Origin of the sequence: Enterococcus sp. CR-Ec1 (assembly GCF_002850555.1) — a bacterium.
Taxonomy (GTDB): domain Bacteria; phylum Bacillota; class Bacilli; order Lactobacillales; family Enterococcaceae; genus Enterococcus_D; species Enterococcus_D entomosocium.
The window spans coordinates 2,763,022-2,776,446 of the sequence record NZ_CP025223.1 but is presented as its reverse complement, the minus strand read 5'-3'; the positions used below and the strand labels follow the sequence as shown (position 1 = coordinate 2,776,446).

Sequence of the window (13,425 nt, the reverse complement as noted above, 5' to 3'; positions counted from 1 at the left end):
ATTTTGCTAGCGAACCTCTCGTAAAGAGAGGTTTTTTTCTTTTTAAGGGGAAGATTTTGATCGCATTTGTCGAAGTATTCTTCTTAACTATGGTAGAATTGGACGTGAGGTGAAAGGAAACATGAAAACATTTAATCAACCAAAACCGGTTTTTGCTGAACACGGCAAGCGAGCAGTCATTTTGTTCCATGCCTATTCAGGTAGTCCTAACGATGTGCGTATGCTTTGTCGTTCGTTAGAACAAAAAGACTACACGGTTTATACGCCGATGTTTACTGGACATGGTACGCCCAATCCAGATGATATCTTAAATCAAGGGATGGCTGTTTGGCAGCAGGATGCTGCAGATGCAGTTACTTATGTAAGAGAAAAAGGCTATGAAGAAGTTGCCGTTCTTGGACTTTCGATGGGCGGGATTTTAGCGATGGATCGTTTGACACAAGATCCAACATTGATGGGGGGCGGACTGTTTTGTTCGCCATTATTTGAAACCAAGAATGAAGTGCCAGTCAATTTTGAAAAGTATGCTGAAATGGTCATACCCTATGCTGATTTAGACGAGGCGACCCAAAAAGAAATATTGGCAGAAGTCCCTCGTAAGGTCAGAGAGCAACTGCAAGGAATCGAAACAGTCGGACAAACCACAGCTGGGCATTTAGGGAAAATCGAGCGCCCAGTCTTTCTAGCACAAGCAGGAAAGGATCAAATGATCGATCCACAGACGGTTTTCAAAACAGCAGGGGCACTGTCCCATGTTCCCTATACGCTTCAATGGTATCCCGAAAGCGGTCATGTGGTGACCGTTGGACCAGAACGGAAAAAATTAGAGCAGGATGTGTTTGCTTTCTTAGAAACACTTGCTTGGAAAGAGTGAGTTATGACAGAAACGATTAAAACAAAAATCATTCAGTTTCTCGAAGAAAGCCGCAAAAAAAGTTTTTCAATGGAAGAAATTGCTGAAGGTCTAGGACTTCAAAAAAGTACAGACTTTAAGAATCTTGTTCAGACAGTAGCGGCGATGGAACGAGAAGGCAGCGTGATTTTTAACAAAAAAGGCAAAGTGAAATTACCCATGAAACGAGTGTTTGTGGAAGGAACCTTCCGTGCCAACGAGCGGGGCTTCGGCTTTGTCACTTTGGATGAAGAAGAAGACGATATTTATATCCCTAAAGAAGCAACAGGCTATGCCATGGACGGCGATACCGTTGCTGTGGACATCGTGCACGTTGCGGATCCTTTCTCAGATCGTGGTGCAGAGGGGAAAGTCGTTGAGATCAAACAACGGGCCATCAGTCAGTTGGTCGGCGAGTTTACATTATTTGATGAAAAAGAGATCGAAGAGTCGGATCTATATGGCGTTGTTCAGCCTAAAGATAAAAAACTAAGTGAATTAAAGGTGTTTATTGGTGCTCAAGGGATTCGACCTGTAGATGGGAGCATTGTGATCGTTGAAATCAGCCATTACCCAGAAAAAGGTTATTCGAAAAGCTTAGAGGGGTTGATCACGAAAGTTGTAGGACATAAAAACGATCCTGGAATGGATATATTATCGATCGTCGTGGCGAACGGGATTCCAACAAAATTCGAGGAAGAAACCTTAGCAGCGGCAGACGCAGTACCAGATACGATCGATCCTGCCGACTTTCCGGAACGGCGGGATTTACGAGATCAACAGATTGTAACAATCGATGGAGCGGATGCCAAAGATTTGGATGATGCGGTGACCGTAAAAGCATTGCCTGACGGTAGCTTCTATTTGGGCGTGCATATCGCCGATGTTTCTTATTATGTGACCGAAAACAGCGCATTGGATAAAGAAGCGTTTGATCGGGGAACGAGTGTCTATCTTACGGATCGTGTGATTCCGATGATCCCACAGCGTTTATCAAACGGGATCTGTTCGTTGAATCCGAATGTCCCAAGGTTGACTATGAGCTGTGAAATGTGGATCAACCAAGAGGGGATCGTCACGGATTACAATATTTTCCAAAGTATTATTCAAACAAGTGCCCGTATGACCTATCAGGCAGTCAATCAAATTATTGAAGAGAATGATCCGAAAACCACCAAAGAGTATGCGGAACTAGTACCGATGTTTCATGATATGGCCGCCTTGCATCACGTGTTAGAAGCGATGCGCATCAAACGTGGGGCAGTTTCTTTTGAAGACCGAGAAGCAAAAGTCTTGGTCGATGGAGAAGGACACCCGCAAGAAATCGTTCTACGAGCACGGGGCGTCGGCGAACGATTGATCGAATCATTCATGTTGGCAGCCAATGAAACCGTGGCGCGTCATTTCAATCAGAAGCATTTACCATTTATTTACCGGATCCATGAGGAACCAAAAGAAGAGAAAATGCGCCGCTTCTTTGATTTTGCATCTGCTTTAGGGATCGTAGTCAAGCAGACCAATGGCTCGATCTCACCAAAACAATTGCAAAAAGTTGTTGAAGATGTCGCAGATAAGCCAGAGGCAATGGTTGTCAATACGATGCTACTAAGAAGTATGCAACAAGCGAAGTATTCTGAAGAAAACGTCGGTCACTATGGTTTGGCAGCGGAAGATTATACCCACTTCACGTCACCGATCCGTCGTTATCCCGACTTGATCGTGCATCGTTTGATTCGATCTTACAGTGAAGATGTCTCAGAAGCCAACCAAAACAAATGGGCGGAAATCTTGCCGGACATCGCGCTGCACAGCTCCCAAATGGAACGACGAGCAGTCGATGCAGAAAGAGAAGTCGATGCGCTTAAAAAAGCTGAGTATATGGCCGATAAAGTAGGAGAAGAGTTTGACGGTATCATCAGTTCCGTCGTTAAGTTTGGCTTGTTTATTGAATTGCCTAACACGATTGAAGGGTTGATCCATATCAATAATCTGAAGCAAGATTACTTCCATTATTTGGAAAACCATCTGGCACTTGTGGGTGAACGGACAGGCCTGACCTTTAAAATTGGTCAGAAAGTTCGCATCAAAGTCGTAAAGGCTGATCCAGAAACAAGAGAGATCGATTTCGAACTGGTAGCAGCAGAAGAAGTTGAAAAACTGCAAGCACCAAAAGCCAACAAACGTAACAACAATCAAAAAAATGAAGCTAGCCGCCGTGGAAAAAAACAACGAAACCCTGAGAAAAACCAAGGGAAACGCTTTGAGCAATCAGGCAAAGGCAAGCCGAAAAAAGCTGGCAAAGTGAAAAAGAAAAAACCTTTTTACAAAGGAATCAAGAAAAAATAATTGGAGGGATGGCCCGTGCCTAAAGGAGAAGGGAAATTAATCGCCCAAAACAAAAAGGCCCGCCATGATTACACGATCCTCGATACGATCGAAGCGGGGATCGTCTTACAGGGAACCGAGATCAAGGCGATCCGTAACAGTCGGATCAATTTGAAAGACGGCTTTGTACGTATTCGTAACGGTGAGGCATTCTTAGTCAATGTGCATATCAGCCCTTACGAGCAAGGAAACATTTTTAATCATGATCCACTACGGACAAGAAAACTGTTACTGCATAAAAAGCAGATTGCTCGTCTGATTGGCGAAACAAAAAATACCGGCATGACGATCGTTCCGTTAAAGGTGTATATCAAGGATGGTTATGCCAAAGTTTTGATTGGTTTAGCGAAAGGAAAACGCGAATATGACAAGCGGGAATCCTTGAAACGCAAAGATCAAGAAAGACAAATTGACCGAGTTCTTAGAAATTTCTAATTTTCTAAGAACTTCTTTTAGAATCCGATAGAGGTTATTGCTTTGAAAATCACGCTAAATTTGGTAGCATTTAAGGGAAAGCTGTTGATATAACAGGCTTTTTCTTCCACATAGCGACACGGGGATTTTTCATTTAATTTAGGATTTTTGGCATTGTGAGTTTTTTGTCTAATTTTCTTGAAAATGCTTTGAAATTTTCCATTCGTGGTGGTATGATACCGATTGTTATGAGAGGAAACGCATTGTAACACCAGATTTTTTTCTGGAGATGACAGGAAAAGAGGTGAGAAAGATTGGAAGATAAATCGCTTATGTTTCATATCGGTCCTATATGGTTTGATGGAACTGTAGCTATGATGACAATCATTTCTTGTATTATTGTTTTTTTGGTGGTCTTTATTTGTACACGTAATCTGCAAATGAAACCGAAAGGGAAGCAGAACTTCATTGAATGGGTCATTGACTTTGTTCGTGGTATCGTAGCGGACAATCTACCAGGATCTCAAGTGAACAACTTTCATTTGCTCGGTGTAACAATGTTTCTTTTTGTGTTTGTGGCAAATGAGATCGGCTTAGTCACAAAAATTGTGACGACAGATGACATTACCTTGTGGAAAAGTCCGACAGCAGACCCGTTTGTTACATTGACACTTGCACTTATGGTTATTTCCTTGACACATTTCTTTGGGATCAAGTCGTTGGGCTTCAAAAATTACTTGATCAATTCGTACTTGAAACCGGTGGGGTTCTTATTGCCGCTAAAAATCATCGAAGAATTTACGAATGTCATCACGTTAGGCTTACGTTTATATGGGAATATATTCGCGGGAGAAGTGTTATTAGGATTGATTGCCAACATGTTTATTAGTCTTGGTTGGTGGTCATTGCCGATCGTGATGCCGCTAGAAATGATCTGGATTGGCTTCTCGCTCTTTATTGGAGCGATCCAAGCTTATGTATTTGTTACATTGACCATGGTATTTATGAGCCACAAAATCGTGGCAGAACATTAATCGAATCGACATACAATTAGGAGGAAAAAAGAATGAACTTTATTGGAGCAGGATTAGCAATTATCGGAGCAGCAATTGGTGCAGGGTATGGTAACGGACAAGTAATCGCAAAAACGATCGAATCAATGGCACGCCAACCTGAAATGTCAGGTCAACTACGTTCAACAATGTTTATCGGGGTAGCGTTAGTCGAAGCTGTACCGATTCTAGGGGTAGTTATCGCGCTGTTATTAGTCTTCCGATAAGACAAGCACGAAAAGGCAGAAACGAACAATTGCACTCGTTTTTGCTTTTTTCTAATGAAACAATGACTTTCAGAAAGGAAGAATCGTTATGCTAAATCAGTTGGTTATGGCGGAAGTTCAAAATCCAATGCTTGGCAATATTATCGTTGTCAGCGGGTCAATTCTTCTTTTGCTATTCTTATTGAAACATTTTGCATGGGATGCCATCAGCAGCATGATGCAAAAACGGGAAGATAAAATCGCCAATGATTTGGATTCAGCGGAACAATCACGCTTGAATGCAGCAAAATTAGAAAAAGAACGCCAAGAAAAATTGGCACGTTCTCATTCTGAAGCTGCGGAGATCATCAAGAGCGCCAAAGATAGCGGGGAATTGAGTCGACAAAATATTTTGAGCGAGACCAAAGAAGAAGTGGCTCGTTTGAAAGAAAAAGCAAACTCAGATATCACCCTTGAAAAAGAAACTGCGTTAAAAGAAGTGAAAGATGATGTTGCAGAACTTTCGCTTCAAATCGCAGAAAAAATCTTAGGACGCGAATTGACTCCCGAAAATCATGAATCCCTAATCAATCAATATATCGAAGGATTGGGTTCAGTTAATGAAACTCGATAAATTCACAGTGGGAAAACGCTATGGAAAAGCCTTGTTCGAATTGGCGATGGAAGAACAGCGCTTGACAGAAGTTTACCAAGAATTAATGACCTTGCGTCAGATTTATCAGGAGATTCCAACATTCGGTCAGATCGTGACGGATAACCGCTTGGATCTCCATGAAAAAAGACAATTAGTCGATCAATTGCTGAAGGGCTTTGAAGGCTTGGTCAGAAATTTCTTAGAGATCGTTTATGAATATGATCGCATGGATGATCTATTGCTGATCATTGATGAATACGAACGTCGTTACGATGAATATCAAGGTCTTGTTCTCGGAACGATCACAACGGCTGTTGCTTTGTCAGCAGAACAAAAAAGCAAAATCGAAAAGCAAATCGCCGATAAGCTTGGGTACAAGCAGGCACAATTGAAAGAAACGATCGATCCAACGATTTTAGGCGGTGTCATCGTTGAAGCAAATCATCAAGTGATCGACGGTAGTATTAAGAGCCAACTGGATTATCTGCGACAAAAAATCGGCAGATAAACAAGAGATAAGAGGTGAATCGGATGGCCATCAAAGCAGAAGAAATTAGTGCCTTGATCAAAGAGCAAATTAAAAATTATCAGAACGAACTTTCTGTAGAAGAAATCGGTACTGTCACATATGTTGGGGACGGGATCGCCCGCGCCCACGGTTTAGAAAATGCCATGAGTGGAGAACTGCTTGAGTTTTCAAACGGTTCTTATGGGATGGCACAAAACTTAGAGTCAAACGATGTCGGAATCATCATCCTAGGTGATTTTGAAACCATTCGTGAAGGGGACAAAGTAAAACGAACTGGTAAAATCATGGAAGTTCCTGTCGGCGATGCATTAATTGGCCGGGTAGTAAATCCATTAGGGCAACCAATCGATGGTTTAGGTCCGATCGAAACAAATAAATCACGCCCAGTCGAAGCAGCTGCACCAGGTGTTATGCAACGGAAATCCGTTTCGGAACCAATGCAAACAGGGTTGAAAGCTATTGATGCTTTAGTACCAATCGGTCGTGGCCAACGGGAATTAGTCATCGGTGACCGGAAAACCGGGAAAACAACGATCGCTATTGATGCGATCATCAACCAAAAAGGGCAAGACATGATCTGTATTTATGTCGCAATTGGCCAAAAAGATTCAACTGTTCGTGCACAAGTGGAAACATTGCGTCGTTACGGGGCCCTTGATTACACGATCGTGGTCTCAGCAGGTGCTTCACAACCAGCACCACTGCTTTATATCGCACCTTATGCGGGGGCTGCGATGGGGGAAGAATTCATGTATAACGGCAAACATGTTTTGATCGTCTTTGATGACTTATCAAAACAAGCGGTCGCTTATCGTGAACTTTCTCTACTTCTACGTCGTCCGCCAGGTCGTGAAGCATACCCAGGGGATGTCTTCTACTTGCATTCTCGTTTATTGGAACGTGCAGCGAAATTAAGTGATGAACTAGGTGGTGGATCGATGACGGCATTGCCGTTTGTTGAAACACAAGCAGGGGATATTTCAGCCTATATCCCAACCAACGTGATTTCTATCACAGATGGACAAATTTTCTTAGAAAACGACCTTTTCTATTCTGGTGTTCGTCCTGCCGTAGCGGCTGGATTATCCGTTTCACGGGTTGGTGGTTCTGCGCAGATCAAAGCAATGAAAAAAGTTGCCGGTACCTTGCGTTTGGACTTGGCTAGCTATCGCGAACTAGAGGCCTTTACGCAGTTTGGGTCTGATCTAGATGCTGCAACACAAGCCAAATTAAACCGCGGTCGTCGAACCGTTGAAATCTTGAAGCAAAAACTGCATGAACCACTGGCAGTAGAAAAACAAGTCGTGATTCTTTATGCCTTGACACATGGATTCATTGATAGTGTACCAGTCAATAAACTATTGGACTTTGAAGCAGAATTATTTGAATATATCGAAGCAAATGCAGCGACGATTTTTGAAACCATTCGGACAACGAAAGACTTGCCAGAAGAAAGCTTGTTAGATGACACCATTAAAGCATTCAAAGATATTTTCATGGCATCCAACGGTTCTCGGGTGACACCCCAAGATAAAATATCGACAATGCAAAACGCATAAAAAGAGGTGAGAGAAAATGGCTGCTTCATTAAATGAAATCAAGCAACGAATTGCCTCAACAAAAAAAACCAGCCAAATCACAAAGGCCATGCAAATGGTTTCAGCTGCAAAATTAACAAAATCTGAAGCTCATTCGAAACAGTTTCAAGTGTATGCCAACAAAGTACGTGAAATCGTTACGCATTTAACTGCGCAGCAGCTTTCCGATCTTGCAGGTTCTGGTCCAAAAGATGGTGTGAACTATAACAGTATGTTGGTTAGTCGTCCGGTCAAACGCACAGGCTACATCGTCATCACTTCTGATGGCGGTCTAGTGGGCGGCTACAATAGTTCCATCTTGAAGCAAATGATGACCATGCTGGATGAAGACCATGCAAAAGAAGAAGAGTATGTCATGATTGCCATTGGTGCAACTGGCGCTGACTTTTTCAAAGCACGGGGCATCAATTTGGCGTACGAGCTAAGAAACCTTTCGGATCAACCAAGCTTTGACGAGGTGCGTAAAATCGTAACATTGGCGACAACGATGTACCAAAACGAAGTCTTCGATGAATTATATGTGTGTTATAACCATCACATCAACTCATTGACTAGCCAATTTCGTGTGGAGAAAATGTTGCCGATTTCCGATCTAGATCCTGAAGAAGCCGAAAGTTATGAACAAGAATACTTGTTTGAACCTTCCAGAGAAGCAATTTTGAATCAATTACTGCCTCAATACGCTGAAAGCTTGATTTATGGTGCGATTGTTGACGCAAAAACAGCCGAGCATGCTGCCGGAATGACAGCGATGAAAACAGCAACAGATAATGCCAAAAATATTATTGGGGACTTGACGATCTCTTATAACCGAGCGCGCCAAGGAGCGATCACCCAAGAAATTACTGAAATTGTGGCGGGGGCATCCGCGTTAGAATAGTTTCAAGAACGAATGGAGGAATACGAATGAGTTCAGGCAAGATTGTTCAAGTCATTGGTCCCGTTGTTGACGTGGAATTCTCTCTAGACCAATCATTACCAGATATCAACAATGCGTTGATTGTTTACAAAAAAGATGAGCAGAAAACAAAAGTTGTGTTAGAAGCTGCCTTAGAACTTGGCGACGGCGTTATCCGTACGATTGCCATGGAATCAACAGATGGCTTACAACGAGGAATGGAAGTAATCGATACAGGCGCCTCCATTTCTGTTCCAGTTGGGACAGAAACCTTAGGACGGGTGTTTAATGTCTTAGGGGACACCATCGATTTAGAAGCACCGTTTCCTGAAGAAGCACCCCGCAGTGGGATCCACAAAAAAGCTCCTGACTTTGATGAATTGTCAACAAGTACCGAGATCCTTGAGACTGGGATCAAAGTTATCGACTTATTAGCCCCTTATTTAAAAGGGGGGAAAGTTGGTCTTTTCGGTGGTGCCGGTGTTGGTAAAACTGTCTTGATCCAAGAACTGATCCACAACATTGCCCAAGAGCATGGGGGGATCTCTGTCTTCACAGGTGTTGGTGAACGGACACGTGAAGGAAACGACCTTTATAATGAAATGAAAGAATCTGGCGTTATCGAAAAAACAGCCATGGTGTTTGGACAAATGAACGAACCACCAGGTGCCCGGATGCGGGTTGCCTTGACTGGGTTGACCTTAGCGGAGTACTTCCGCGATGTAGAAGGACAAGACGTGCTCTTGTTTATCGATAATATCTTCCGATTTACTCAAGCTGGTTCTGAAGTATCTGCCTTACTAGGTCGGATGCCTTCTGCCGTTGGATATCAACCGACACTAGCAACCGAAATGGGACAATTGCAAGAACGGATCACTTCAACAAAAAAAGGATCGGTTACTTCTATTCAAGCAATCTATGTTCCTGCCGATGACTACACGGACCCGGCACCAGCGACTGCTTTTGCCCATTTAGATGCAACAACCAACTTGGAACGTAAATTGACTGAACAAGGGATCTATCCAGCTGTTGATCCGCTAGCTTCTTCTTCTAGTGCGTTAGCACCTGAAATCGTTGGTGAAAAACACTATGAAGTAGCGACTGAAGTACAGCATGCGTTGCAACGTTATCGCGAACTACAAGACATCATCGCTATCTTAGGGATGGATGAGTTGTCTGATGAAGAAAAAACGTTAGTGGCTCGTGCGCGTCGGATCCAATTCTTCTTGTCGCAAAACTTCCACGTAGCGGAACAGTTTACTGGACAACCTGGTTCTTATGTACCAGTTGAAGAAACGATCAAAGGCTTTGCTGAGATTCTTGAAGGAAAATATGATGATCTTCCAGAAGAAGCCTTCCGTAGTGTAGGACGAATTGAAGACGTCATTGAAAAAGCGAAAAAAATTGGCTATTAATTAACCAGCCTTGAAGAAAGAGGGGAACCTCATGGATCAATTTTTAACAGTCAATGTGGTGACACCTGCTGGTTTGGTTTACGATCATCACGCGAAAATCGTGGTTGCACGTACGACAGATGGTGAGATCGGTATTTTGCCGCATCATGCCCCAATCATCGTTCCTTTGACGATTGATGAAGTCCGGGTCAAACGGATCGATTCAGATACTCACGTCGACTGGGTCGCCGTTAATGGCGGTATCCTTGAAGTGCGGGACAATGTTGTCTCCATCGTAGCCGATAGTGCGGAACGTGATCGTGATATCGACGTTTCACGGGCAGAAAGAGCAAAACAACGTGCAGAACGTCAAATCGAAGAGGCCAAACAAGTCGAAGATATCGACCAGCTTCGTCGCGCAACGGTTGCTTTGCACCGCGCCATTAATCGAATCAACGTGTCAAAACATTCCTAAAAAAACAAGGGCATCTTGCCTTTGTTTTTTTTTATTCGAGAAAACGTTTTAAAAACTTTTTAAAGTCTTTTCATGAAGGTTTCAAGAAAGATTATTTTTTATCTTGACATCTTTGTGGTATGATAGGAATGTTCAATTATGAAAAAGGAGCAGGAAGTATGCAAGTGTATGGAATTGATGCAATCATTCGAATCGTGAGTCATTTAGCGTTCATCTATTTAGCATTTTGGGCATTGCAATCTGTGCGGATCGATGCTTTTTTTAAAGTCTTACGAACGACTCAGATACGAATGATCATGGTGTTTCTTGCGATTGCATTAGGCTACACCGCCAGTACTTTTTTCCTTGAGTTGATTGCGTTATGTCGTAATTTATTTTTAACAGGTTTTTAAGAATTTCATTAATATATGCAAAAACACCGAATATTATGCTATAATTGGCAAGATTTGTGTGAGTCACTGCATTATTTGGAGGGAACATAAATGGAAGAGATGATCGTTCAAGGTGGTAATCGATTAACTGGAACAGTGAAGATCGAAGGGGCAAAAAATGCTGTTCTACCTATCTTAGCGGCAAGCTTATTAGCGGAAGAAGGAACAACGACATTAACAAATGTACCGATCCTTTCCGATGTATTAACAATGAAAGAAGTGATTCGGCATTTAAATGTCGCAATCGATTTTGAAGAAGAAAACAATACGATGACGATCGATGCATCACAAGAGTTAGCGATCGAAGCACCTTATGAGTATGTAAGCCAAATGCGCGCTTCAATCGTAGTCATGGGGCCTTTGTTAGCCCGTAATGGTCATGCCAAAGTGGCAATGCCTGGCGGCTGTGCAATCGGCAAACGACCAATTGATTTGCATTTGAAGGGATTTCAAGCACTAGGCGCTCAAATCATCCAAAAAGATGGATACATAGAAGCGATCGCCGATGAGTTAAAAGGCAATAGCATTTACTTGGATTTCCCAAGTGTCGGCGCAACGCAAAATATCATGATGGCTGCCGTAAAAGCTAAAGGTATCACCATCATTGAAAACGTCGCTCGTGAACCTGAAATCGTCGATTTAGCAAACATTTTAAACAAAATGGGTGCCAAAGTCTTTGGTGCAGGAACCGAAACGATGCGTATCGAAGGGGTCGATCACCTTCATGCGGTGGAACATTCGATCGTCCAAGACCGTATCGAAGCAGGAACCTTTATGGTTGCAGCAGCGATGACCCAAGGAGACGTCATTATTAAAGATGCGATCTCAGAACACAATCGTCCATTGATCTCAAAATTGATCGAAATGGGCGCAGAAGTGACTGAAGTAGCTGAAGGGATTCGTGTCGTTGGACCTGAACAATTGAAGGCAACAGATGTGAAAACAATGCCTCATCCAGGTTTTCCTACGGACATGCAAGCGCAAATGTCTGCTATTCAACTTTTAGCAGCTGGAACGAGTGTTGTGAACGAAACTGTATTTGAGAACCGTTTCCAACATTTAGAAGAAATGCGTCGGATGAATGCTCATGTCAAAATAGACGGCAACGTAGCAGTGATCGAAGGCGGCCATGAATTGCAAGGTGCGCTGGTCTATGCAACGGATTTACGTGCAGCAGCAGCGTTAATTTTATTAGGTCTACGTTCAACTGGTCGGACACGTGTCCGCAATCTAAAATATTTGGATCGTGGCTATTACAAATTCCATGAAAAATTGCAGCAATTAGGTGCTTCTGTGGAACGAGTTTCTGAAGCAGTTGAAGAAACCGTACCAGTAAACGCATAGTAGGAGTAGGAGAGAATAAAGTGAAGTTGAACCGTTACATTCTAACTAGCTTGATAAAAATTCTAATCGTCATATTATTAGCTATTTTATTGTTCTTAGCCGGAACGATGATTGGCTATGGGGTGATTGGCGACGGTAGTCCTTTTAAAGTCTTCTCTCCAAGTCTTTGGAATCATATCTTTGAGTTTATGAAGTAACCCCAAACTAGGACTTATGCCTCGTGCTGAGTCCTAGTTTTTTCTATCTGTCTTCACTGAATCGTGATCATAAAAAGAAAGGTTGGCAAGAAATGAGTAAACTTTTGATTGGCTTTGTTCGTTTCTATCAACGTTTTATTTCCCCATTATTTCCTCCTAGCTGTCGTTATTATCCGACTTGCTCAGGATACATGATCCAAGCGATCCAAGTACATGGCGCAGCCAAAGGAGGTTTGATGGGGGTAGCTCGTATCTTACGCTGCCATCCCTTTGTAAAAGGCGGTATAGATTACGTACCCCAGACGTTTACTTTAAAACGAAATACGCAAGACAAAGTCAAACCAACGTACCGTTATCGGAAAAGTTAAAAGGAATCTACAAAAATGTAAAAAAGGAGCCAAAAAGCCATGATTCGTCCAATCGACTCTAATGAAGCGTATCCTTGGGCGTTGCTGCTGGATGCAGATCCTGAAAAAGCAGTCGTAGAAAGCTATCTATATAATAGCCAAACACTTGTTTATGAAGAAGCTGGAGAAATGATTGGTGTGCTAGTTTATCAAAATCAAGGCAACAACTGGGAGATTATGAATGTGGCCGTTTCTCCAGAAAAGCAAGGAATGGGCATTGGTCGTCAATTGCTGCAAGCTGCCGAAGAAGCGATCCTCAGTCAACACCTTGGGGCAAAACGGCCGATTGTAGTGATCAAAACTGGTAGTCTGCCCTCTGCAGCCCTGACTTTGTACCAAACGCAAGACTATGTTGAAAAAGACCGGATGGAAAATTATTTCACCACTCACTATGCTGAACCGATTTTTGAAAATGGGCAGCAGTTGATCGATCAAGTTATTTTGGAAAAGCAGCTCTAATCCCATAGAGACAGTCTATGGCGATTTTAGGCTGTTTTTTTTATTGTTCTCGGAAATCGCTTTCTTCAAGTGGGGACTTACGGTAAAAT

Annotated in this window: 16 protein-coding genes; all 16 read left to right on the top strand. The window is 42.6% G+C overall.

Annotated features, from left to right (window positions below; translation table 11 throughout):
• Nucleotides 1-121: 121 nt before the first annotated feature.
• Nucleotides 122-874, top strand: coding sequence for an alpha/beta hydrolase (locus CXM95_RS13315; RefSeq protein WP_005234371.1), 753 nt, complete (start codon nt 122-124; stop codon nt 872-874).
• Nucleotides 875-877: 3 nt separating this feature from the next.
• Nucleotides 878-3,238 carry a ribonuclease R gene (gene rnr, locus CXM95_RS13310; protein WP_016619751.1) on the top strand — a complete coding sequence of 787 codons (2,361 nt, stop codon included), beginning with the start codon at nt 878-880 and terminating at the stop codon, nt 3,236-3,238.
• A gap of 15 nt (nt 3,239-3,253) precedes the next feature.
• Nucleotides 3,254-3,712, top strand: a complete 459-nt coding sequence (gene smpB, locus CXM95_RS13305) for an SsrA-binding protein SmpB (protein WP_008380870.1) — start codon at nt 3,254-3,256, stop codon at nt 3,710-3,712.
• 293 nt (nt 3,713-4,005) lie between these two features.
• Nucleotides 4,006-4,725 carry a F0F1 ATP synthase subunit A gene (atpB, locus tag CXM95_RS13300; RefSeq protein ID WP_008380872.1) on the top strand — a complete coding sequence of 240 codons (720 nt, stop codon included), beginning with the start codon at nt 4,006-4,008 and terminating at the stop codon, nt 4,723-4,725.
• 32 nt (nt 4,726-4,757) lie between these two features.
• Nucleotides 4,758-4,970, top strand: coding sequence for an ATP synthase F0 subunit C (gene atpE, locus CXM95_RS13295; protein WP_005228705.1), 213 nt, complete (start codon nt 4,758-4,760; stop codon nt 4,968-4,970).
• A gap of 88 nt (nt 4,971-5,058) precedes the next feature.
• Nucleotides 5,059-5,583 (top strand): F0F1 ATP synthase subunit B, encoded by a 525-nt coding sequence (gene atpF, locus CXM95_RS13290; RefSeq protein WP_016612589.1) that lies wholly within the window; start codon nt 5,059-5,061, stop codon nt 5,581-5,583.
• On the top strand, nt 5,570-6,112 hold the full coding sequence (locus CXM95_RS13285; RefSeq protein WP_016619750.1) for a F0F1 ATP synthase subunit delta: 543 nt from the start codon (nt 5,570-5,572) through the stop codon (nt 6,110-6,112). Before atpF ends, CXM95_RS13285 begins: the two co-directional genes overlap by 14 nt.
• A 23-nt stretch (nt 6,113-6,135) precedes the next feature.
• Nucleotides 6,136-7,692, top strand: a complete 1,557-nt coding sequence (gene atpA / locus CXM95_RS13280; RefSeq protein ID WP_086297759.1) for a F0F1 ATP synthase subunit alpha — start codon at nt 6,136-6,138, stop codon at nt 7,690-7,692.
• Between the two features lie 16 nt (nt 7,693-7,708).
• Nucleotides 7,709-8,611: a F0F1 ATP synthase subunit gamma gene (locus CXM95_RS13275; RefSeq protein WP_005228710.1), complete on the top strand. Its 903-nt coding sequence runs from the start codon at nt 7,709-7,711 to the stop codon at nt 8,609-8,611.
• Nucleotides 8,612-8,637: 26 nt separating this feature from the next.
• A complete protein-coding gene (gene atpD, locus CXM95_RS13270; RefSeq protein ID WP_005234377.1) occupies nt 8,638-10,044 on the top strand; it encodes a F0F1 ATP synthase subunit beta in 1,407 nt (468 codons plus the stop codon).
• Nucleotides 10,045-10,075: 31 nt separating this feature from the next.
• Nucleotides 10,076-10,498 carry a F0F1 ATP synthase subunit epsilon gene (locus CXM95_RS13265; protein WP_005228716.1) on the top strand — a complete coding sequence of 141 codons (423 nt, stop codon included), beginning with the start codon at nt 10,076-10,078 and terminating at the stop codon, nt 10,496-10,498.
• A 158-nt stretch (nt 10,499-10,656) separates the two neighbouring features.
• The gene (locus CXM95_RS13260) at nt 10,657-10,890 is read left to right on the top strand and encodes a DUF1146 family protein (RefSeq protein ID WP_086297756.1); all 234 of its coding nucleotides are present in this window, start codon (nt 10,657-10,659) and stop codon (nt 10,888-10,890) included.
• Between the two features lie 90 nt (nt 10,891-10,980).
• On the top strand, nt 10,981-12,273 hold the full coding sequence (gene murA / locus CXM95_RS13255) for a UDP-N-acetylglucosamine 1-carboxyvinyltransferase (protein ID WP_008380882.1): 1,293 nt from the start codon (nt 10,981-10,983) through the stop codon (nt 12,271-12,273).
• A gap of 20 nt (nt 12,274-12,293) precedes the next feature.
• Complete coding sequence (locus CXM95_RS13250; RefSeq protein WP_005228723.1) at nt 12,294-12,470, top strand: DNA-directed RNA polymerase subunit beta; 177 nt, start codon at nt 12,294-12,296, stop codon at nt 12,468-12,470.
• A 92-nt stretch (nt 12,471-12,562) separates the two neighbouring features.
• On the top strand, nt 12,563-12,838 hold the full coding sequence (gene yidD / locus CXM95_RS13245) for a membrane protein insertion efficiency factor YidD (protein WP_008380886.1): 276 nt from the start codon (nt 12,563-12,565) through the stop codon (nt 12,836-12,838).
• Nucleotides 12,839-12,877: 39 nt separating this feature from the next.
• Nucleotides 12,878-13,336, top strand: a complete 459-nt coding sequence (locus CXM95_RS13240; protein ID WP_008380888.1) for a GNAT family N-acetyltransferase — start codon at nt 12,878-12,880, stop codon at nt 13,334-13,336.
• The last annotated feature ends 89 nt before the right edge of the window (nt 13,337-13,425 follow it).